The organism is Geofilum rubicundum JCM 15548, assembly GCF_000974365.1.
In the GTDB taxonomy this organism is placed as follows: domain Bacteria; phylum Bacteroidota; class Bacteroidia; order Bacteroidales; family Marinilabiliaceae; genus Geofilum; species Geofilum rubicundum.
In genome coordinates, this window is record NZ_BAZW01000006.1 from 17317 (window position 1) to 38705 (window position 21389).

A 21389-nucleotide genomic window follows, 5' to 3' on the forward strand; every position below is an offset into this window, starting at 1 on the left:
CGCCGTCAGTTCATCAAAAATGAAGCTGTCGCCTCGTAATTTTGCTCAAAACTTCTGAAATCCATATTGGCCGAACCTACAACGCCCAGGGAATTATCGACAATCATGACTTTGGAGTGTAAAAATCCTTTTTGGTAGAAGTAGAATTTTACATCCGCATCCAGCATTTCGCGAATAAAGGAGCGGGAGGAGAGCAGCGTAACAAAGGCATCGCTGCGTTCCGGTATTAAAATACGCACATCAACCCCGCCCAGAGCAGCGGTTTTCAGGGCCAGCAGGACGCTTTCGCTGGGCATAAAATAGGGCGTCGCAATATAGACGTACTTTCTGGCAGAGGCAATGGCCTGGAAAATACCCATCATGATAGCGGGCCAGTCGGAATCCGGACCACTGGCCACTATTTGCACCATTTTTTGGCCCGCCGGTTCTTTGGTAGGGAAGTATTTGCGGTCGTGGATCTCTGTCTGGCTGACAAAAAACCAATCGGTGAGAAAAACGGTTTGGAGCGTATTGACTGCATCGCCTTCAATCTTCACATGGGTGTCGCGCCAAATCCCGTACTTCTCACTGCCATATTTGTAGCGGTCGGCAATATTAATGCCGCCAATAAATCCCGTATAGCCATCTACGATGAGAATTTTTCGGTGGTTGCGGTAATTCACTTTGCTGGTGAGGTTGGGGAAGCGTACCTGAAGAAAAGAGTAGGCCTGGATGCCGGCATCCCACATTTCCTTGAAAAAAGGTTTTTTTAATTCCCAACTGCCCACATCGTCCACAATCATGCGTACTTCAACCCCTTCAGCCGTTTTACGCTTAAGAATTTCTTTTATTTTTCCCCCAATTTCGTCATTGTCAAAAATGTAATATTCCAGGTGAATGAATTTTTTGGCACTTTCCAGGGCTTGCAGAATGGCGTCGAAAGTGTCTGTTCCATTTTGTAGAATTTTTACTCTGTTGCCAATGGTCACCACCGCATTGCTGTTGTTCAGCAGCATAGTTATCAGATTGCGGTGCTGCTCCAGTGCCTGATTATCGAACATTTCACCCTCCGAAATGCGGTGTATCTGTGCATGTGCCAAATTAGAAAGTAAATCCACATTTCGCAGTCCTTTCCGGGCAATGATTTTTTCTTTGCGAAAATTCTGGCCGAAAAAAATGAAGAAAACAAAACCAATTACGGGCAGCATGATCAGTACCAGTACCCAGGAAATGGTTTTAAGGGGATTGCGGTTTTCAAGAACAGTGAACACTACAACAAACAGAATACTTATTACATAAATCCCCATAATGAAGGGGTTGACTATGTTAAGGATGTTTTGCAGGCTCTCCATATTGGCTGGTTAGTAGATGTTCATCACTAATGTACTAAATATTTCGGTACATAAACATTTCGCTGTTGCCAAATTTTTCACTTTGAAGGGGCGTCAGGTGCAATTGTGGCGCTTCAATGCCGTTCTGGAACCATTGGTCGCCCACAAAAACCCGTGCCTCGTCCCAAAGGCCTTTCTCAATAAAGGCCTTTAACAGTTGAGCGCCGCCTTCCACGATGAGGGATTGTATGTGACGCTTATACAACTCTTCCAGAATGGCATTGACCGGTTCTTTATCGGCGGGGATCACTATTTTTTCCGCCTGTTTGTTGTCTGCTTTTTTTGCTGAACAAAAGAGCAGGGTCGGACTTTCGCCATCGAAAAGGGCCAGGTGGTCCGGCAAGATATTACCTCTGTCGAGCACCAGTCGCAAGGGATGCGGGCCCGTCCAGTCGCGCACCGTCAGCGAGGGGTTGTCTTTGAGGGCGGTGGTGGAACCGACCAGGATGGCCTGCTCTCTGCTGCGCCATTGGTGAACCATGCGGCGGGCATGTTCATTGGTGATCCAGGTGGGACGATTGCCTTTGACCACTTCCCGGTCAATATCCAAAAAGCCATCGCGTGTAACGGCCCATTTGAGGATGATGTAGGGACGTTTGGCCTCATGAAAGGTGAAAAACCGACGGTTGAGCTCCCGGCTTTCCTGCTCCAGAATGCCTGTGGTGACTTCCACACCGGCTGCTTCCAATTGCCGGATGCCGCGACCAGCGACTTTTGAAAAGGAGTCCCCACAACCAATCACCACCCTGGGGATTTTTTTCTGCTGAATGAGCAGGGAGCAGGGGGGCGTTTGACCGTAATGCGAGCAGGGTTCCAGGTTCACATAGAGCGTGGAGGCCTTAAGCAGATCCTGATTGGCCACTGAGTTGATGGCCCACACTTCTGCGTGGGGACCACCGGCCTTACGGTGATAGCCTTCACCTATTATTTGTCCCTTGTGCACAATGACGGAGCCGACCATGGGGTTGGGATAGGTCTTCCCTTCGCCCAGTCGCGCCAAATTCAGGCAACGTTGCATGTATTGGATGTCGGTTGTGGTATGATGACTCATGAGATATGTTGTAAGCGCCTTCCACGCTTGTTAATATTGATCAAAACAGCTGGCGCCTGGTTTGTTTTGCTAAGATAATGTTTATTTTTATGCCGGATTGTTTCTTTTTTCAAGTCATCCGTTTCTTATCTGAATTAATATGCCATCTGTCAAAGAACTAGCTGCTTACATACAGTCGAATTTGAAGAAAGTTGTTGAGCCAATGAGCTGCAGTCATTTGTGGGGTTGATTTTCGATCACTTACGTGGATACGCCCGGCTTGATTTGATGATGAAGGGGGAGGAGAAGCTCAGCAATGAGGAGGTGGCATTCATTCATGAGGCGGTTGTCCGACTGCAAGGGCACGAGCCCTTGCAGTACGTATTGGGACAAACCCATTTTATGGATATGGTTTTTAAGGTGAATCCGCATGTGCTCATTCCCCGACCGGAGACAGAAGAATTGGTGACCTGGATACTGGAGGAGGCTCCCCTGGATCGTTCCTCGGGTGGGTCCAAGGCTCCTCTTGAAATCCTTGATATTGGCACGGGCAGCGGGTGCATTCCCATTGCCCTAAAGAAAAACCGGCCTTGGGCGCGTGTTGAGGCCTGGGACATCTCGGCTGAGGCACTTGAAACAGCCAGGGGGAATGCGCTGCTGAACCATGTGGAAGTGGATTTTCAGCTGCGCGACGTTTTGAACTATCAGAAGTATCCTTTGGCTCCCAGACATGTGGTAATTAGCAATCCGCCTTATGTGACCCAAAGTGAGCAGACGAAAATGGCGCAGAATGTGCTGGAGCATGAGCCACATCTGGCCCTTTTTGTGGCGGATGATACGCCCCTTTTGTTTTATCGGGTCATTGCCCAAATGGCCACGACGTGTTTGTTACCAGATGGTTGCCTTTATTTTGAGATCAATGAGCCTACGGCCAGGAGGTTTGTGCCCTGCTCCAAAAACTTGGATTTGAACAAATAGTGCTCAGGAAAGACTTGTCGGGCCGCGACCGGATGGTCCGGGCTATATGGCCTGCTTCTGAATGAGCTCTTCGGCGAGGTAGAGCTCGCACATCACCATGACTTCTTCAAAAAAGCTGTTGAATTGCTGATTGAGAACATCGTAATGGGTATGGAGCTGTTCAATGGCCCATTGGCTATGGTCGGGCAGCGAAGAATGAGCGGCCATGATTTTTAGGGTGCGCTCCACACCACTCGTGAGGCGGTAGTGCTCCATGCGTCGACTCTTAATCAGAAAGGGCAGAAACTGCTTGACCACGCCCGGGAGAATAAAGTAGTGTTTGAGAAGTATTTTATGGGCATCGGAAACAAAATGGTGCAGTGACGCTTCGCTGTACCGGCTCCAATTAGCCGCCAGCAGATGGTCGTAAATGATATCGATCACCACCGAGGCATAACGGCGGTATTGCGGCTTAAAGACAGCGGCGCTTTCACGGGCTACCGGGTGGCTGTCCATAAAGGAATCTATTTGACGGTGCATTAAAATGCCCTTCTGAATCTCGGGCGCATAGCGGTTGTGCCGACTGCCCTTCACGTAGTCGCCGATGAAATTCCCGACTTTGATGCCTGCAGCGGGGCCCGATAAATACAGATGCGCCAAATAGTTCATATCTCTCTTGCTTGGTTAACCTTGTAATATACAAAATAAATGCCGAAATTAATGAAGCTCTTCATCTGTTTCTTAACAGGTTGAAACATGACAAATGACTATTTTTTGTCAGACGGCATTATTTACCTTTAATGAGTGATGCTTGAAAATGACCAATTTTAGCTGTCTTTGATCGGTTTAGGTCAAGGAGAAGGTTGGTAAAATAAATTATTGTCTTACCCTCATAAAAAACCGACTGTATGAGAAAAGTAATCATCATTGGTGCTGCCGGAAGAGATTTCCATAACTTCAATACCTTCTTTCGCGATAATAGCGATTACAAGGTGATGGCCTTTACGGCCGCTCAAATTCCTGATATTGACGGACGAAAATATCCGCCCGAACTGTCGGGGGACTTATATCCCGAGGGAATTCCGATTTATGGAGAGGCCGAGTTGCCACGATTGATCCATGAATACGGTATAGATGATTGTGTCTTCTCCTACAGTGATGTACTATTCCCGGGTCATGGGGGTTTCGGCAGTGGTGAATGCGGCCGGTGCCGGTTTCAAATTGTTGGGTCCCAATGATACCATGATTAAAAGTACCAAGCCGGTGATTGCGGTGGGGGCTGTACGCACAGGATGTGGAAAGAGTCAAACCTCCCGTCGGGTGATTGAAATCTTAATGGAGAAAGGGCTCAAAGTGGTGGCCATTCGTCATCCCATGCCCTATGGGGATTTGGCCAAACAAAGGGTGCAGCGTTTCGCGACTTTAAAGGATTTGGAGGACCATCGGTGTACCATTGAAGAAATGGAGGAGTACGAGCCCCATGTGGTACGCGGCAATGTGATTTATGCCGGTGTGGATTACGAGGCCATTCTCCGCGCTGCCGAGAAGGATCCGGATGGCTGCGATGTGATTTTGTGGGATGGGGGCAACAATGATTTTTCGTTTTACCGGCCCGACCTGACCATAACGGTGACCGACCCGCACAGAGCGGGACATGAGTTGAATTATTACCCGGGAGAAGTTAATCTGAGAATGGCCGATGTGGTGGTCATCAATAAAATGGACAGTGCCGATGGTTCAGATATTGAGCTGCTGCGCAAAAATATCCGAATGGCCAATTCCAAGGCCACGGTCATTGATGGCGCCTCCCCCATCCGCATTGATCATCCCGAATTAATTACCGGAAAACGGGTGCTGGTGGTTGAGGATGGTCCAACGCTGACCCATGGCGAAATGAAAATTGGTGCCGGAATGGTGGCGGCTCAAAAATTCGGGGCTGCCGAAATTGTTGATCCGCGTCCCTATGCCGTGGGTAAATTGAAAGGCACTTTTGAGCTTTATCCGGAGATTGGGGTCTTACTTCCTGCCATGGGTTATGGCAACGAGCAGGTGCGGGATTTGGAAAAGACGATTAATGCCACACCCTGTGACGCGGTCATTATTGGCACACCCATTGATTTGAGTCGGGTGGTGAAGATTAACAAGCCGGTAACCCGTGTGCATTATGATTTGCAGGAAATTGGACAGCCCGATTTAAATGAGGTGATGGATCATTTTCTCAAGAAAATGGGACTTTAAGAGGGCTCTGGCTTTTTATTTGGGAAGGCGATATCTTAATTGCCCGCATGATTTCTATTTGATCCATTGTGCTACAGCCCCAAAAAGTATGCGAAAAGGGCTGGTTTTATTTCTGAACCGGCCCTTTTCTTCCCCCTCCATTTAATAGTGTTATTATAACGTAACGCCGGTCTTGAAAATGGCGATTTCCTTAAAGCCACTTTCCTCGTGTCGCAGTTTTTCGCCGCTGGCGACAGCAATCAGGTATTGGATAAATTCTTCCAGCAAGTCGTCCATGGTTTTGTCTTCCAGTAATTGGCCCGCATTGAAATCGATCCAGTTGCGCTTTTTGTTGAAAAGGGCGCTGTTGGTCGATATTTTCATGGTAGGGATGAAACTGCCAAATGGGGTTCCCCGGCCCGTTGTGAACAATACCAACTGGCATCCGCTGAAGCCTAAGGCGGAAGCGGCCACCAGGTCATTGCCCGGGGCCGAAAGCAGGTTGAGGCCATTCTTTTTAAGCGGCTCGGCATAGGCCAAAACATCTACTACAGTCGCTGTTCCGCCTTTTTGGGTGCAGCCCAGCGATTTGTCCTCGAGGGTGGAAATTCCGCCGTCCTTGTTGCCCGGTGAAGGGTTTTCATAGATGGGCAAATGGTGTTGGTTATAGTAATCTTTAAAGCCATTGATAAGCCCCACGGTTTTTTCAAAAACCGTGGCGTTTTCCGCCCGCTCCATTAAGCGCGTCTCCGCACCAAACATCTCCGGCACTTCGGTCAGAATGGTGGTCCCCCCTTGTGCTATCAGAAAGTCGGAAAAGACCCCTACCAGCGGATTGGCCGTAATGCCCGAGAAACCGTCCGAGCCACCACACTTTAACCCCACCTTCAATTCAGAAAGGGGGGCGGTTCCCGCTGATCCCGGCGCATAAGGGCATAAATCTCTTTGAGCATTTCCAATCCGGTTTCCACCTCGTCCTCCACATCCTGAGCCACCAGGTAGCGCACCCTTGATTCGTCATAGTCGCCAATGAATTTCTTTAGATGCGAAATCTGGTTGTTTTCACAACCCAGTCCGATCACCAGAACGCCGCCCGCATTGGGATGGTTAATCAGGTCGGCCAAGGCCTTCTGTGTATTTACATGGTCGTCGCCCAGCTGCGAGCAGCCGTAGCTGTGTTTGAACACTTCCACCGCGTCAATATCGGTGGGGTTCATCTCCTGCTTAAATAAATCGATGATTTGTTGGGCCTGACCATTGACACAGCCTACTGTGGGCACAATCCACAGTTCATTGCGAATGCCCACTTTGCCGTTTGATCGCTTAAAACCGTTGAAAGTCAGGTCGCGCTTCTCGTAACGGGGGGCCTGGAGTTTCTGTCTGAATTCGTATTGGAGGTTGTCCGATAAGTTGGTCTTTAAATTGTGCGTGTGCACATGCTTGCCCGGCTCCATGTTTTCCAGAGCATGTCCGATGGGTGCCCCGTATTTAATGATGTCCTGCTTCGCTTCGATGTTGACCAGTGCCACTTTATGTCCCACCGGAATGGCTTCCAGAAGCGTTACGGAATATTCCCCAACGGTCACCTGGTCGCCGGGGGCGCCGGCTTCCAGACAAACGGCTACATTATCATCGGGATGTATTAATAAGAATTTTGACATATTCTTGTATTTAGTTTCATTAGCAAAGAACCATTTTTTCCGTCTTTCATACGTTAACGTCAAAGGCAAGCCTTTTAAATTCGGTCCTTACGACATCTGCATCAAGGGGTTGTTTTTGTTTAAAACAGCCTTCACGGCCTTGCGCATACCCACCTGCTCAATCAGGAACAAATAATGGCTCACCGAAATGGTCAGGTTGGGCACTTCGTTCAGGTTTTGCTTCCATATCTTGTCCAGTTGCAGCACCTTCTCCACCAGTTGGTAAATGGAGATGGGGCGACCATCACAGGCTTCCCATGCCTGTTTGTAAAAATCAATGATCCACTTGTCTTCCTGTACCTGGTAATGTTTGCCGTTGACTTCCCCTTTAAAATAGGCAATCATGGCTGCCAGGGAAAAGACTTGCTTTTGGGGCAACATTTGGTGGGTGTCGTAGTAATGTAACAACGAAGGCAGGTTTCTGGTTTCCCATTTGCTCATGGCATTGAGTGCAATGCTTTGCCATTGGTGACGGATATAGGGATTGCGGAAACGTTCCAGGATTTTTTTGGCGAAAGACTTGAGTTCCGTGTCGGGCCCCTCCAGCGCCGGTAACACCTCGTCGTAAACCAAATCCCGCATAAACTCGCCTGTTTCCAGATTTTCAAAGGCTTCGCGCACGGTGTCGATGCCACTCAGAAAAGATACGGCGTAACTGCCGGTGTGGCAGCCATTAAGTACCTGCACCTTTTGTTCCCGGTAGCGGGTCATGTCTTTAACAAATTTGACATCCAGTCCGGCTTTTTCGGCAGGGAACTCTGCTTTGACCCAGTCAGGGGCTTCAATCACCCAGAAATGAAAGTACTCACCCACAACCACCAGGTTGTCTTCAAAACCGATTTCCTTTTGGATTTCTTTGATGTCGTCTTTGGGAAATCCCGGGACGATGCGGTCCACCAAGGTGTTGCAGAAACAGCAGGCCTCATTGACCCAGTTGATAAATCCGGCTTCAAGCTGCCAGTTTTCGGCGTGTTGCAGGACGATTTTTTTGAGCATGTCCCCGTTTCGGTCGATCAGCTCACAGGTGAAAAAGATCAATCCTTTGGAAACATCCCCGTTGAAGGCTTTGAAACGTTTGTGCAGTAAGGCCGTTACTTTTCCGGGAAAGGAGTTTTGCGGCGTCATGTTCAGACGGTCGCTTTCGTCCCAGCTGATACCTGCCTCGGTGGTATTGGAGAATACGAAGCGCAAATCGGGATTCAATACAGAAGCCTCATATTTATCAAATTCCGAATAGGGGTTGATGCCGTCATTGATGCAATCAATCAGGCTAAACTCCTGAATGGCTTGCCCGTCTTTAATACCTTTCAAATAGACATGGTACAGTCCATCCTGCGCATTGAGCATGTCCACCATGCCGTTGGCCAGTGGTTGCACCACATCAATGCCCGCATTGAAATCAATGGTTTTGTTCATGCGATCCACGATCCAGTCGGTAAAAGCTCTTAAGAAATTTCCTTCTCCAAACTGAAGGATTCTGGTGGGATAGCTTTTGGCTTCAGTTGCTGTTTGACGATTGAGTTGCATTTTTAAAGGTTTTATGAGTGGTCTATTGTTTTTCGTGTGATTTACCGTTATCGATAACGGTTATTTCTGTTTCTTTTTTCCAGCCGAAAAATAAGAAAAGATGATTGGGGTCTTCCGGGTAGAGGTTTGAAAAACAGTATTTGTAATTAACTTGTTTAATAATAGGTGTTTAATCAAAAAAAAAGGATTGAAGACTGGGTTTTAAACGGGTGGTTTTGCTTGTTTAGAATGAATTTTAATAACGTGTTTTGTCTTCGGTTTGGCATTGACAAAGATATACTTTCTGGTTTTGATAAGGAATTCTTTCCGTGTTATTTTCCTGTTGTTAAGAATATTTAACGAATTAAAACTATGTAAATAGCTGTAGCATAGTAAATTAAATGGTTTTCTGAGTCTTCGTTATCGCACACGAATTTAAACCTGCTTTTGAAGGATGGACTTTTCTATTAAGCCTGTAAGACTGGATGAACTGACCGCCTGGTGTTACCTCCTCCGTTTCTTTATCCACAGATAGGGCCGATTATTAGCTGGCGTTCTATTGTTGAGAAGCGGCTGAATTTCAGGAAGGACGGCCGGTAAGTACCATGAAAAAAGCCGGCGAGGCCGGCTTTTTTATGTTTGGATAATGTCAATAAACAGTTAGATGGATAGAATCTCAATGAGTTCCAGCAATCTCGGGTTGAGTGGTTTTTTATGTTTCAAAGCCTGGTTAAAGGGGACATAGACAATTTCATTGTTGACCATGCCAATCATGACGCTTTTTTGGTCGTCCAGCAGTGCTTCCACGGCCGATACGCCCATTCGTGAGGCGGCTACCCGGTCAAAAGCCGAGGGTGACCCTCCGCGCTGAATATGTCCCAGGATGGTGACCCTTACATTGTAATCGGGGTGCTCTTTGTCGACACGCTCCGCTACTTTGATGGCACCTCCGCTTATTTTGTCGCCTTCGGCTACCAATACAATGCTTGAGGATTTTTCCTTGTTGTAACTGTTTTTTAAAAAAGCATCCAGCTTTTTGTAATCTGTACTGATTTCGGGGACCAGAACGGCTTCCGCACCGGAGGCAATGGCACTGCGTAAAGCCAGAAATCCGGCGTCCCGACCCATCACTTCAATGAAGAAGAGGCGGCTGTGGGCACTGGCCGTGTCTCTGATTTTGTCCACGGCTTCAATAACGGTGTTCAGGGCTGTGTCATAACCAATGGTGTAGTCGGTGCCATACAGATCGTTGTCGATGGTGCCGGGAATACCCACGGTGGGGATGTTGAATTCCTGACTAAAAACGCGGGCCCCGGTAAATGTGCCATCACCACCGATAACAATCAGCGCGTCAATGTGGTGTTGTTTTAAATTATCGTAGGCGATCTGACGACCCTCCTTGGTCATGAACTCCTTGCTGCGGGCCGATTTGAGAATGGTGCCGCCTTGTTGAATGATGTTACTCACCGATTTGGAGTCCATGGGAATTAAATCGTTTTCTATCAGTCCTTCAAATCCACGGATGACCCCCATGACTTCCAATTTGTTATAAATGGCGCCCCGCACAACTGCGCGTATGGCTGCATTCATGCCGGGAGCATCACCTCCTGATGTCAGTACTGCGATTTTTTTTAAGGGACCCATGTCAAATTGTTTTTAAATGTTGATAATAAATGTGGTTAAGGGCCAGGTTTCATGGCAGATCCTGGCTTAACAAGGAATGGACTTTCTCCGCTACATGTTCCATCAGCCATTGGGGGGTTGAGGTGGCGCCACAAATACCAATGGATGCCGGTGCCGGATTCAACCAGGAGGGTTGAATCTCCTCTATGCCGGAAACGAAATGGGAATGGGGGTTGACCGACCGGCAAACTTCATAAAGGACTTTGCCGTTGCTGCTCTTTCTTCCTCCCACAAAAATAATCACTTGATATTGTTTGGCAAATTCTTTTAAATGAGGGACCCGGTTGCCCACTTGCGCACAAATGGTTTTATGCACCGTTAAATCCTGAGGGTTGTGGAGGTGCGCTCTAAGCCATCCTTCCATTTCCTCCAGGCCACTTTGGCTCATGGTGGTTTGGGCAAAAAGGATGGTTTTTTTGCTGGCATCCACCAGGTGGAGGTCGGCCGATGATTGCACCACAATGGCTTCGTTGTTGGTTTGTCCGCTGAGACCAATGACTTCGGCGTGGTTTTTCTTGCCGTAGATGACAATTTGCCCTTTGACCATTTTTATCTCTTGCCAGGCTTTGAAAATGCGCTGTTGGAGTTTGAGGACGACCGGACAAGTGGCATCGATGATTTCTTTCCCGGCGGCTTTGATGGTTTCGTAGGAGGAAGGGGGCTCTCCATGGGCTCTGAACAATACTTTTGGACTGTTGGAGGTGGATAAATCTGACAGACCAACACTGTGCAATCCTTTTTCTCTGAGCCGTTTGATTTCTTCCTCGTTGTGGACGATGTCGCCCAGACTCGTCAGTTCGCCCCCCTTTTGCAGATGCGCCTCTGCCGTTTTTATGGCCTTGGACACCCCAAAACAAAATCCTGATTTTGCGTCAATAACGATAGTCGTGGTAGGCTTTCTTTCCGCATTCATACACAAGTCTCCTCTATAGCCAACCGTTTTTCTGCAAGCGATCCAATATCCAGTCCAGCTGATCCTGACGCGACAAGTGGCTGTTGTCGAGTACCCATGCGTCCTCTGCTTGTTTCAAGGGGCTTTCTTTGCGGGTGCTGTCTAAATGATCACGCAAAACGACGTTGTCCAGGATTTCTTTAAAGGTGACGGCTTCCCCTTTTTCCTGCATTTCATCAAAGCGACGTTGGGCCCGTATTTCGGGTGAGGCTGTCATGAATATTTTGAGGTGGGCGTCGGGAAAAACAACGGTACCAATATCGCGACCATCCAATACGACGCCTCCGGCCTTGCCCATTTCCTGTTGCAATTCCACCATTCTTTTTCGGACAAAAGCCAAAGCACTTATGGCACTCACATGCTTGCTTATTTCAAGGGTGCGGATTTGCGCCTCCACATTGGTTCCGTTGAGGAAGGTCTCCACTTGTTTGCTGGTTGGATTTTTGCGCAATTCCACATGGATGTTGCCAATTTGGTTTTGGAGGGCGTCGGTGTGGACTTGTCCATCCGAAATCAACCCTTTTTGCCTGGCAAAAAGGGTCACCGCCCGGTACATGGCACCCGTATCGATATAGGTCAGGTCAAATTTTTTGGCAAGATCCTTGGCCACGGTGCTTTTTCCGCAGGAGGAATGCCCGTCTATGGCAATGATGATGTTTTGAATGTTTTTCGACATAAAAAATGGGTGTATGCATGGAAGACGATCAGTCGTTAATCAACCGGATCGATATTGGCCCGTAAAGTTATAAAATTTCTGAAATTTTGAAAGGCGAGGAAAATTGACACTAGAAGGCGGACAAGTTGGTGGTGATGGAAAAGTGGTTGGAAGTGCCTCCCAGGTGGTAACGACCGGAGCCGTAGGAGAAATTGAATTTGTAGATTTTGATGCCAAAGCCCCAGGTGAACCCAACGGTTGAAGGTTTATTGGCCATTTTCAACTCGGCCCTGCGACGGGGATTGATGCCTCCGGCCACATAAAAGTTTCCAGAGGGAACAAACTCTACCCCTATGGCCAGGTGTCGTGCTACCTTTTCAAAGGTATTGTCCTCTTCCAGAAAGGTGTTGGAAGCGCCTTGCTCTGATTCGGGCAGGGTGTACTGAAGAGATCCGGAAAAGAGGTCCTGTGCCGTCAATGAAAAGCGAAAAGGGGCATGTTCCAGTTTCTGTGACAAGCCCACTTGCAAATCTGCCGGAAGCGTTTCTAAAGGAGCGTTGTCATAGGCCGTTAATTGCCGGCCATAGTTTCGTAAAGTTATACCTGCCTGAAACAGCTGGTCCATGCTTTTGTAAAATAAACCTAAGTCTGTGGCTATTCCCCAGGAATGGTAGGCCTCAATGCGGCTGAAAACAGGTTTGATGGAGAGACCTGCGGTGAGGCGTGGACTGAGCGGCCGACTGTAGCTTAATTGTACCATGGATTCGCCGGCGGTGAAGCTGCCGGTGATGAGTCCGCTTTCTTCGGCAGCAATGAAATCGCCATGTCCGATGTGGTGAAAGCCCAAAGCAAAGGTGCCCGCCTGATCAAAATGCCAGGCAATGCCGCCAAAACCATAACTGATGTCGGCCATGTACGGCACGTAACTCATGGATACCTGTTGGGAAAAAGATGAATCGAGGATGGCCGGATTGTGCAGGAGCATGGCCAGGTCATTACCTGCCAGTCCCACCTGATTGCCACCGAGTGAAGCCATTTTGGCCGACTGGGTTAAATGCAACAAGCCAAAGGTGCTTTCGCCACCTCTTTGGGCCTGTCCGCTATAACTCAGTGCCACCAACAATATCGTGAAAAAGTATTTGTGGATATTTTTCAATTTGTTAGTTCTTGGGTACGTTCTTTAAACGGTAAAAATAGTATTTCATTGTTTTGATGGGCGCTTTGCGTGATTTTTTTTCTTTCTAGGGACTGTATTTTTCCTTTAATCCTTCTACAACCTCCAAAACAGCCGGACATACCAGCGTATTCTTATAAGTAAGTTTGAGTATCTGATGAAAGCGTTTTCTGTCGGTGTGCGGATATTCCCGGCAGGCCCTGGGCCTGTCTTCGTATACCATGCAGTAGTTGTCGGGCATCAGAAAGGGACAAGGGGCCTGCCTGAAAACATAGTCCCCGTCCTCATCCAACCTAAGGTATTGGTCCACCACCTGTGAGGGTTTCATTTTCAGACGCTTTGCCAAACGATCTATGTCGCGGTCGATAACAATGGGACTGGTCGTTTTACAGCAGTTGGCACAATCCAGACAATCTATGTGGGAGAAAGCTTTTTGGTGCAGATCAAGGGTTGCCTGGTCCAGATCGCCCGGCTTTCGCTTGCGCAATCTTTCCAGATAGAGCCGGTTCTCTTTCGATCTGGTTAACGATTGAGCTCTAAAATGCTCAAGGTGGACGGAAGGTGGCTTATGGCTCAAAATAATTGACTAATAAAATTGAATGCATACGGGACTGTCCAATTCAAGAGAGGCATCGATGGGTGTTAATTGTCCGGTGTTTTGGTCCCTTTCATACACCGTAATTAAATGACTGTTTTTATTCGCTACCAAAAGAAATTGGCCGGATGGATCGATAGAGAAATTACGGGGATAGTGGATGCCACTTTCTTCTGAACCGACGCGAAGGGGAGCGCTGTCTTTGTCTGTTACATCCATTACCTCAATTTTGTCCACCCCAGTTACTTCGTCAATCGCTCTTACCGATGCATATAAAAAGCGGCCATCCGGCGAGTAGTGGATGTCAGCCGATTTATTTCCCCTGTGCAATGAATCCGGCAGAAGTTGAACGGTGGCTGTTTGGTTGGTAAATGCGCCCTTCTCATCTTTTGAGAAGGTTATTACCGTATGGTTCAATTCATTCAGAAGCGCCATTTGTTGGCCACAAGGTGAAAAGGCCAGATGTCTTGGTCCCGCCCCGGGTGTCATCAAAATAGTTCCCGCAGCTCTTATTTCCTGTTGGTCCAGTTCATAAACCATCACCTTATCGGCTCCCAAATCAGCCGCGTATATATAGGATCCGTTGGGATCGGCCAGAATGGAATGGGCGTGCGGGGCTTCCTGTCTGTCAGTAACCGGTCCTGTTCCGCTGTGTTTAAAGGTGGTGACCGGCGATTCAAAGGTTCCTTTGTTGCTGTAGGGAATAAAGGAGACGTCTCCGGAGACATAGTTGGCAATGGCTACCAGATTTTTATGAACCATGCTTATATAGCAGGTGGCTTGTCCGCCAGTTGCTACCGAATCGAGCAGGCTTAATTCCCCCGATATAGGATGGATTTCATAACTGAATACATTGGCTTGGCTGCCATCTCTTTCGCTGACTGCTACCAATAATTTTTCTTTTTGGTAGATGGTCAGAAAACTTGGGTTGTTGAGTCTGGCCGCCAGTTGTAGCTCGGAGATATGGCCTGTTACGGTGTCAAACAGGGCCTTGTAAATGCCCTCTGAACTGCCGTTGGTGTAGGTACCTATATAAAAGGTGACCTGGTTTTTTGGGGTTTGGGGCGATTGGCAAGCAAATAGCAAGGTGGTCAACAGCATGGAAACTGTAAAAGTCAACCGCATAAAATGATTTTTTGGCATGGTAGAATGGTTTGTTTCATGGGTAAAAATATTCCTTTCCAGCTTGATCTGCAAATTATGGAGGATGGCAATGATTTATTTTTACTTTATTAAAGTATTCTGGTACTTGAAAGCTCGGCTTGACAAGGGCTTTGTTTTTTTTATCAAAGGGGATGTTGTGAATGGCTAAAACTTTTTATAACTTCATGTTCCTTTGCAGTCATTCTAAAAGTGGAAAAATAGCAAGGGGATGTTTGCATTTTGTTGATGAAGTGATATTTCGGGATGACAGAACCACTTATTTCTGTTATATTTGTTTGTTTTTTTTGAAAATAGTACATGATACTATTATTATTGAACGGACTGCACACACATAAAAGAGAACAACGCAAGCCTTGTTATGACAAAGCATATTGATTTAAATGCCTATTTGAAGCAGCATTTTGGTTTTGATACTTTTAAAGGGAACCAGGATGAGATTATCCGAAATGTACTTGCAGGGAATGATACTTTTGTTCTGATGCCAACGGGTGGAGGCAAGTCGCTTTGCTACCAGTTGCCTGCAATGATTTTAGAAGGTACTGCCATTATTATATCTCCCCTGATAGCTTTGATGAAGAATCAGGTAGATGCCATGCGTAATTTCAGTGAAGATGACGGGGTGGCCCATTTCCTGAATTCTTCTCTGACCAAGTCTGCCATTATGCAGGTGAAGGAAGATGTGATGGCCGGTAAGACCAAATTGCTTTATGTGGCCCCCGAATCGCTCACGAAGGAAGAGAACATTCTCTTTTTGAAGCAGGTAAAGATATCCTTTTATGCGGTAGATGAGGCCCATTGCATTTCTGAGTGGGGACATGATTTCCGGCCTGAATACCGCCGCATCCGGCCCATTATCAATGAAATTGGGGAAGCGCCGGTTATAGCACTCACAGCTACGGCCACGCCGAAGGTGCAGCACGATATTCAAAAAACAATGGGCATGTTGAAAGCGCATGTTTTCAAATCCTCTTTTAACAGACCCAACCTGTATTATGAGGTGCGCCCCAAAGTCAACGCTTCTAAAGAAATCATTCGGATATTAAAGGAAAATGCCGGCAAATCCACCATCATCTATTGCCTGAGCCGCAAAAAAGTGGAGGAGCTGGCCGAAATGCTGGTGGTTAATGGCCTGAAGGCCCTGGCCTATCATGCAGGCATGGATGCCTCCACCGATCGGGTAATCAGGATAAGTTTTTGCATGAGGAGGTCGATATCATTGTGGCCACCATTGCTTTTGGAATGGGTATTGATAAGCCCGATGTACGCATTGTTATGCACTACGATATCCCAAAAAGTCTGGAAGGCTATTACCAGGAAACCGGTCGCGCCGGTCGCGATGGCGGTGAAGGACGTTGCATCACTTTTTATAGCTATAAAGACATTCAGAAGCTCGAAAAATTCATGCAGGGTAAACCTTTGGCGGAACAGGAAATTGGTAAGCAACTGTTGTTTGAAACGGTGGCTTATGCCGAGACCTCCCTGTGTCGAAGAAAACTGCTCTTGCACTATTTTGGCGAGCCATTTCATGAGGATAATTGTGACTCCTGTGATAACTGCCTGCATCCCAAAGAGCAGTTTGAAGGCAAGGAATCCATAGTAAAGATGTTAAGGGTGGTTCGGGATATTAAAGAGAAATTTAAAGCGGAGTATGTCGTGGATATGCTTGTCGGGAAGCCGACCACCGCTTTGAAGGCCTATAACCATCACGAGCTCGAAGTTTTTGGATCAGGCGATGACCAGGATGTCCATTACTGGAGCGCTGTTATCCGCCATTCTTTGGTGGCTGGTCTGATTATCAAAGAAATTGAAAATTATGGGCTGCTGAAACTGAGTGAAAAAGGATGGGCCTATCTGGATGCTCCTTATAGTATTATGTTGACGCGGAACCATAATTATGATGAGATGGAGGAGGAAACCCGTACCGGAGCCAGTACGGCAGCCGTTGATCCTCAGCTTTTTTCCATGCTTAAGGATTTACGAAAGCGCATTTCAAAGAAGCTCAATCTGCCTCCTTTTGTTATTTTTCAGGATCCCTCCCTTGAGGCCATGTCGACCTATTACCCCATTACCATGGACGAGCTCCAGAATATGCCGGGAGTGGGTGCGGGTAAAGCCAAGCGTTTTGGTAATGATTTTCTCGAACTGATTCAAAGCCATGTTGAAGATAACGAGATAGAGCGTCCCATCGACCTGGTGGTAAAATCGGTGGCCAATAAGTCGAAACTGAAAATTTCCATCATTCAGAACATCGATCGTAAAGTCTCGCTGGACGATATAGCCGAAAGCAAGGGGATTGAAATGAACGATTTGCTTAAAGAGCTGGAATCCATTGTTTACAGTGGTACCCGGGTGAATATTGATTACCACATTGACCAGGTGATGGATGAGGACCACCGAGACGACATATTCCTGTATTTCAAAGAGGATGCCGAGTCGGATGACATCCCCACGGCTTTAGAGGAGCTGGGTGAAGATGAATTCTCGGAAGAGGAAGTGCGCATGGTCCGCATTAAATTTATTTCTGAAGTCGGTAATTAGAAAGCGCTTAGAAGCGCTTTCTAACCTGAAATTTTATTTCCCTGCTCCTGTTGCCTTCAATCAAAGCATGGCCGGTGCTGATATTTTCGCGGTTGCTGTATTGCCATTGGGCATATCTGGCCCAAAGATCCAGCTTTGGCAGGATGGTCCATTTACCCACAATGAGCCACCGGCTGCCCCTCCCGTAATAGGCCGGGGTACTAAAACTGTAGAGCACATCCGGTTCATAGGCATACACTCTGGTGTCATATTCCTCTGCATCAAATAAGGCGTAACGGGTGGTGATGTTCCATTTTTTATTGTCGCTGACATAGCGTATGTCCTGTCCCAGATAAAATCCTTTGGGAAGGTTTGGCCGGTCGGGCCTGTTCACCGTCTGAAGGTCAGCCCTCAAGGTGAAAATCCAGTTGGCCGCTGTATGATATCTGCTTTGCAAGCGCCATTGGTTCTGGGTCCGCTTGCCTACCGGTTTTCCCCTGTCGCTTGTTGTTAAGTTAATGGTCTTATTTCTGTAGCGGTAACGCAAGGTGTTTTCCCACTCTTTATAGGATTGGTGACTCAAAACACACAGAAAGTCATGGCCATTGGCCGGTGCACTCGTTTGGTATTGCAGCCAGTTGTGTCGGTAATAATCCAGATAGGCGGAGAGGGTAAGACTGGCCGGCAAATCCATTTGCCAGCCGATATATAATCCGCTTTCACCGGCAGGCACGCTGGCTTCGGTCAACGGAGCCCCCAAGGGTGCCCGATAATCCATTGGTATTCGCCGATAGCCCAGTGAAAGATCCACAACCGATTTTACCGGCAGTAATATTCCGCCCCAAACAGCAGGGGCTCCGTTTGGGTTAAAGGCCAGTTCTCCAAAAAGGTGAAGGTTGTACAGGCTGCCTTCACCGGCCACCCAAAAGTTTTGATGCCTCTTTCCACTGAAGTAATTCCGGTTGTAAACCTCGGATGGGGGCAGTACCGGATTGGCCAGATGATAGTGTAGGTAGCCCGTTTCAATCATGAAACGGTTGAGGTGGTATTTAGCCTGAAGTCCATAAACCGCTTCCCGCACATTCTTACGTTGACTTAACTCGGTAAGGGTCCGGTGGTAGCCGTCGTTTTTCAGGCTCGTGATAATGGTGGAGCCATTATCCAGCGTGTCCAGTCTTCCATCCACCTTTTTTATGGATATAAACGGAGTGATAGAAAGATCACGGGTTCCGAAGTCCATGAGCACGCCGCTCAATCCCCCGTATTCTGAAGCAGAGAGGAAGGACGGAAGGAGGCCTGGCGGTTGCGGATGGATGTGGTAGCACTGCTTTTGATGGGCGCCATACCTGTCTGCAGAGCCAGGCCCTGACCGCCGCTCATTCTGTACTGACCCACAATGATTTGTTTGAGAACCTTGTCCGGTTGCCAGGATAAGTAACCCGCCAGATGATCCAGTACCTATCTGATGGTTGAACATGGGCTCCCCCTGGTCTTTTTCAGCGATGAACCCCATCTTAAGATCTTTGACAGGCTGGACCTCCAGTCTGGTGTAGAGTTTAATTTTAGAGCCCTGATAGGGCTTACTGCCATCTTCCCTTTGCCGGTATCCGGCCCGGGTCTCCAATAAGGTCTGAGCTCTGACAAACAGGTCCCCTTTAGCCCGGAATCTGCCGGGTGCCAATTGTTCAGAAATACCAAAGGTGATCAGTGGCTCGAGCCATTCCAATGTTTGCCTTGAGAAGCCCTCAATGCTTTGCATTTCGTAGATGGAATAAAAGTTTTTAAGTTGATAGCGCTGATAAAGAAGGGCTTCTATTTGGCTGTCACTTAAGAAAAAGATTTTTTCCAGATCTTCCCGCCGGGCTTGGTTGATATTGATGGGGCTTTGATACAGCTGAATCAAATTATCCGTCAGGGAGGAAAAGTCCGGTTCCTGTTCGGATGCAGCCGTGCTGTTTTCAAATATTTCAGCAGCCAGTTGCTGTATCTGTTCGGTCGACTGGCCCTGAAGGCCGGTTAAGAAGGTCGTCAGGAAAAAACTAAATAGGGTTAAAGACTTCATGGTTACTAAGGTTTTTTGGTCGTATGGTTTAAATGGTAAAGCAGGCCGAATGCGGATGAAAAGCCCAGCGTTTCATGGTGCATGAGCCCCATTTCAAATCCCAGGGACTGCCATATGATGCCTGTTCCCAATCCAAAGCGAAGGGGCGCTGAAACGGCCGTTCCTTTAATGGTGACTGCTTCGTGGACCTGACTCTCCACCATCATTGAAAGGGTAGGAGGGAATGCCAATTTTTTGGCCAGTCCCGCCTCCAGTCGCACGTCCGATACAGGCCTATAGTCCACCGAAGTGGCCAATACCACCAAATGGTTTTCCTTTTGGCCCTCTATGTGCCATTGGCTGCGGGCAGGATTAAGGGCGTGGAATCCCAAATGGATTTTCTCTGATGCCGCCAATTGCCAGCCGGCGTCCAGAGTGAGGAGTCGCTGGTTTTTACGGCCAGTTAGGTAGCGAAGGTGGTAATTGAAGCGCAGGCCCATATTTAACCAGGGAGCCAGGTTTTTGGAAAGGGCCAGATGGTATTGCTGTTTCCTGAAATGCTGGTAGCCGGAATGCGTGAATGCGCCGGAGAAGATGGAGCCGTGAAAGGGGACGCTTGCAAAAGCTGTGCGGGTACTGAGTTCTTTGAGATAAAAATCATTTTGGTAGCCTATGCCTCCAACCGGTTTCTTCAGCACAGAAAGTCCTGCCGGGTTAGAGAAAATAGCCCAGGGGCTTTTTTCCAAAGCGCCGCTGCTGCCCAATATTCCCCCCAGGGGACTTTTAAACGAGCTGTGTTGCGCATTGGAGGGCGCCATAAAAATCAGAGAGAGGCAAAAACAGAAAAGGATGGGTCGCTCATACGAGGATATTCCAAAGATGCGAATGGCAGGTGGTTTCATCAAGCAAACAGGGTTAAGGTTAGGCTTTTGACGGGTCGAATATAGCAGTTTTCCTTTTTCTGCACAAATCTGGCGGGCGGGATTTATGGGCTAATCAATTGTATGTGAAAGACGTTTTTAAGTTTTATTGGCCAAAAAGTAAACCTTTAATGAACGGGTATCCCTCTTTTTTTATACTTTTGTTTTTTCATTATTTCGAATAAGCACCTATGAAGCGCATCCAACTTTTAGATAAAGAGTTTAGTCTGTCCATTCCGGCTAGTGATATTAAGAGGGCTATATGGTTAATGGCCGATAAAATCAATCGGGACCTGAAGGATAAAAATCCATTAATGGTATGTATTCTTAACGGGTCCTTTATGTTTTCGGCTGATTTGATGAAGCTTATCGAATTTCCTTGCCAGATTAGTTTTGTGAAACTGGCTTCTTACGAAGGAATGGGAAGTACCGGAAAAGTTAAGGAGTTGATTGGTTTCAACGAAGAGCTAAAAGGACGTACCGTGGTGCTGCTGGAAGATATTGTTGATACGGGAGTCACCGTTGAGAACAGCGTTAAGCAGTTGTTGCAGACCGGAGCCAGCGAAGTCATCGTAGCCACCTTGCTCTACAAGCCCGACGCTTGTAAGCGGGAGGTGAAGCTGGATTATATCGGACTGGAAATTCCCAATGACTTCATTGTGGGATATGGTCTGGACTATGATGGCTATGGACGCAATCTGCCCGATATTTACAGCCTGGTTAAGTAAGCCTCCTGAGGCTCAACCGACTATTTACCGGGTTTTTAGAATTAAGCATACGTAGGAAAACTCATATTTCTGTTTTTTAAACGAATGAGATGGTTTTTGTGCCTGATGGTTCAGGTGCAAAAAGGTGTGTGCTTTAATGGGATCTGGTTTCATCGAAAAATAACTAAAAACTAATTATAC

19 protein-coding genes and 1 pseudogene are annotated in these 21389 nt (G+C 47.5%); 6 read left to right on the top strand and 14 right to left on the bottom strand.

The window, feature by feature from the left end:
- Nucleotides 1-5: 5 nt before the first annotated feature.
- Both cls and ribD read right to left on the bottom strand, forming a co-directional pair.
- The gene (gene cls, locus JCM15548_RS04685; protein WP_227625471.1) at nucleotides 6-1331 is read right to left on the bottom strand and encodes a cardiolipin synthase; all 1326 of its coding nucleotides are present in this window, start codon (nucleotides 1329-1331) and stop codon (nucleotides 6-8) included.
- Between the two features lie 34 nt (nucleotides 1332-1365).
- The gene (gene ribD / locus JCM15548_RS04690) at nucleotides 1366-2421 is read right to left on the bottom strand and encodes a bifunctional diaminohydroxyphosphoribosylaminopyrimidine deaminase/5-amino-6-(5-phosphoribosylamino)uracil reductase RibD (RefSeq protein ID WP_227625472.1); all 1056 of its coding nucleotides are present in this window, start codon (nucleotides 2419-2421) and stop codon (nucleotides 1366-1368) included.
- Between the two features lie 219 nt (nucleotides 2422-2640).
- On the opposite strand from ribD, the gene prmC reads away from it, so the two are divergent.
- Nucleotides 2641-3378 carry a peptide chain release factor N(5)-glutamine methyltransferase gene (gene prmC / locus JCM15548_RS04695; RefSeq protein ID WP_062122759.1) on the top strand — a complete coding sequence of 246 codons (738 nt, stop codon included), beginning with the start codon at nucleotides 2641-2643 and terminating at the stop codon, nucleotides 3376-3378.
- Nucleotides 3379-3420: 42 nt separating this feature from the next.
- Here the strand turns inward: prmC and JCM15548_RS04700 are convergent, their stop codons facing one another.
- On the bottom strand, nucleotides 3421-4026 hold the full coding sequence (locus JCM15548_RS04700) for an acyl carrier protein phosphodiesterase (RefSeq protein WP_062122761.1): 606 nt from the start codon (nucleotides 4024-4026) through the stop codon (nucleotides 3421-3423).
- A 239-nt stretch (nucleotides 4027-4265) separates the two neighbouring features.
- On the opposite strand from JCM15548_RS04700, the gene JCM15548_RS23020 reads away from it, so the two are divergent.
- On the top strand, nucleotides 4266-4595 hold the full coding sequence (locus JCM15548_RS23020; RefSeq protein WP_227625473.1) for a hypothetical protein: 330 nt from the start codon (nucleotides 4266-4268) through the stop codon (nucleotides 4593-4595).
- Entirely contained in the window at nucleotides 4534-5595 is a 1062-nt protein-coding gene (locus JCM15548_RS04705; protein WP_227625474.1) for a GTP-binding protein, read from the top strand. Before JCM15548_RS23020 ends, JCM15548_RS04705 begins: the two co-directional genes overlap by 62 nt.
- A 153-nt stretch (nucleotides 5596-5748) precedes the next feature.
- Here the strand turns inward: JCM15548_RS04705 and JCM15548_RS25040 are convergent, their stop codons facing one another.
- The 9 genes from JCM15548_RS25040 to JCM15548_RS04745 form a co-directional block, all read right to left on the bottom strand.
- A complete protein-coding gene (locus JCM15548_RS25040) occupies nucleotides 5749-6459 on the bottom strand; it encodes a UxaA family hydrolase (protein ID WP_262486888.1) in 711 nt (236 codons plus the stop codon).
- 2 nt (nucleotides 6460-6461) lie between these two features.
- Nucleotides 6462-7235: a UxaA family hydrolase gene (locus JCM15548_RS25045; RefSeq protein ID WP_262486889.1), complete on the bottom strand. Its 774-nt coding sequence runs from the start codon at nucleotides 7233-7235 to the stop codon at nucleotides 6462-6464.
- An 87-nt stretch (nucleotides 7236-7322) separates the two neighbouring features.
- Nucleotides 7323-8801, bottom strand: a complete 1479-nt coding sequence (locus JCM15548_RS04715; RefSeq protein ID WP_062122764.1) for a tagaturonate reductase — start codon at nucleotides 8799-8801, stop codon at nucleotides 7323-7325.
- 639 nt (nucleotides 8802-9440) lie between these two features.
- Nucleotides 9441-10424 (bottom strand): 6-phosphofructokinase, encoded by a 984-nt coding sequence (pfkA, locus tag JCM15548_RS04720; RefSeq protein WP_062122766.1) that lies wholly within the window; start codon nucleotides 10422-10424, stop codon nucleotides 9441-9443.
- Between the two features lie 49 nt (nucleotides 10425-10473).
- Nucleotides 10474-11376: a 4-hydroxy-3-methylbut-2-enyl diphosphate reductase gene (locus tag JCM15548_RS04725; protein WP_062122767.1), complete on the bottom strand. Its 903-nt coding sequence runs from the start codon at nucleotides 11374-11376 to the stop codon at nucleotides 10474-10476.
- A gap of 13 nt (nucleotides 11377-11389) precedes the next feature.
- Nucleotides 11390-12091 carry a (d)CMP kinase gene (gene cmk, locus JCM15548_RS04730; protein ID WP_157482425.1) on the bottom strand — a complete coding sequence of 234 codons (702 nt, stop codon included), beginning with the start codon at nucleotides 12089-12091 and terminating at the stop codon, nucleotides 11390-11392.
- A 109-nt stretch (nucleotides 12092-12200) separates the two neighbouring features.
- A complete protein-coding gene (gene porQ / locus JCM15548_RS04735) occupies nucleotides 12201-13226 on the bottom strand; it encodes a type IX secretion system protein PorQ (protein ID WP_227625475.1) in 1026 nt (341 codons plus the stop codon).
- An 85-nt stretch (nucleotides 13227-13311) separates the two neighbouring features.
- Nucleotides 13312-13821: a YkgJ family cysteine cluster protein gene (locus tag JCM15548_RS04740; RefSeq protein WP_062122769.1), complete on the bottom strand. Its 510-nt coding sequence runs from the start codon at nucleotides 13819-13821 to the stop codon at nucleotides 13312-13314.
- Between the two features lie 9 nt (nucleotides 13822-13830).
- Complete coding sequence (locus JCM15548_RS04745; protein WP_062122771.1) at nucleotides 13831-14982, bottom strand: lactonase family protein; 1152 nt, start codon at nucleotides 14980-14982, stop codon at nucleotides 13831-13833.
- Between the two features lie 379 nt (nucleotides 14983-15361).
- Between JCM15548_RS04745 and JCM15548_RS23025 the strand changes: the two are divergent.
- Nucleotides 15362-16141 (top strand): annotated as a pseudogene (locus JCM15548_RS23025) (RecQ family ATP-dependent DNA helicase); the annotation flags it as partial.
- Nucleotides 16142-16221: 80 nt separating this feature from the next.
- Entirely contained in the window at nucleotides 16222-17541 is a 1320-nt protein-coding gene (locus tag JCM15548_RS23030; RefSeq protein ID WP_369403674.1) for an RQC domain-containing protein, read from the top strand.
- Between the two features lie 7 nt (nucleotides 17542-17548).
- Here the strand turns inward: JCM15548_RS23030 and JCM15548_RS04755 are convergent, their stop codons facing one another.
- A complete protein-coding gene (locus tag JCM15548_RS04755; protein ID WP_062122773.1) occupies nucleotides 17549-19582 on the bottom strand; it encodes a ComEA family DNA-binding protein in 2034 nt (677 codons plus the stop codon).
- A 5-nt stretch (nucleotides 19583-19587) separates the two neighbouring features.
- Nucleotides 19588-20466: a hypothetical protein gene (locus JCM15548_RS04760; protein ID WP_157482427.1), complete on the bottom strand. Its 879-nt coding sequence runs from the start codon at nucleotides 20464-20466 to the stop codon at nucleotides 19588-19590.
- Nucleotides 20467-20672: 206 nt separating this feature from the next.
- On the opposite strand from JCM15548_RS04760, the gene hpt reads away from it, so the two are divergent.
- A complete protein-coding gene (gene hpt, locus JCM15548_RS04765; RefSeq protein ID WP_062122778.1) occupies nucleotides 20673-21209 on the top strand; it encodes a hypoxanthine phosphoribosyltransferase in 537 nt (178 codons plus the stop codon).
- The last annotated feature ends 180 nt before the right edge of the window (nucleotides 21210-21389 follow it).

What these genes read in the sequence shown, in the direction of transcription:
- pfkA (WP_062122766.1), bottom strand. Translation starts at nt 10,424, where the DNA reads ATGGGTCCCTTAAAAAAAATCGCAGTACTGACATCAGGAGGTGATGCT.
- hpt (WP_062122778.1), top strand. Translation starts at nt 20,673, where the DNA reads ATGAAGCGCATCCAACTTTTAGATAAAGAGTTTAGTCTGTCCATTCCG.
- cmk (WP_157482425.1), bottom strand. Translation starts at nt 12,091, where the DNA reads ATGTCGAAAAACATTCAAAACATCATCATTGCCATAGACGGGCATTCC.
- JCM15548_RS04745 (WP_062122771.1), bottom strand. Translation starts at nt 14,982, where the DNA reads ATGCCAAAAAATCATTTTATGCGGTTGACTTTTACAGTTTCCATGCTG.
- JCM15548_RS04705 (WP_227625474.1), top strand. Translation starts at nt 4,534, where the DNA reads ATGGGGGTTTCGGCAGTGGTGAATGCGGCCGGTGCCGGTTTCAAATTG.
- JCM15548_RS04700 (WP_062122761.1), bottom strand. Translation starts at nt 4,026, where the DNA reads ATGAACTATTTGGCGCATCTGTATTTATCGGGCCCCGCTGCAGGCATC.
- JCM15548_RS04715 (WP_062122764.1), bottom strand. Translation starts at nt 8,801, where the DNA reads ATGCAACTCAATCGTCAAACAGCAACTGAAGCCAAAAGCTATCCCACC.
- cls (WP_227625471.1), bottom strand. Translation starts at nt 1,331, where the DNA reads ATGGAGAGCCTGCAAAACATCCTTAACATAGTCAACCCCTTCATTATG.
- JCM15548_RS25045 (WP_262486889.1), bottom strand. Translation starts at nt 7,235, where the DNA reads ATGTCAAAATTCTTATTAATACATCCCGATGATAATGTAGCCGTTTGT.
- JCM15548_RS04755 (WP_062122773.1), bottom strand. Translation starts at nt 19,582, where the DNA reads ATGAAGTCTTTAACCCTATTTAGTTTTTTCCTGACGACCTTCTTAACC.
- JCM15548_RS04725 (WP_062122767.1), bottom strand. Translation starts at nt 11,376, where the DNA reads ATGAATGCGGAAAGAAAGCCTACCACGACTATCGTTATTGACGCAAAA.
- JCM15548_RS23020 (WP_227625473.1), top strand. Translation starts at nt 4,266, where the DNA reads ATGAGAAAAGTAATCATCATTGGTGCTGCCGGAAGAGATTTCCATAAC.
- ribD (WP_227625472.1), bottom strand. Translation starts at nt 2,421, where the DNA reads ATGAGTCATCATACCACAACCGACATCCAATACATGCAACGTTGCCTG.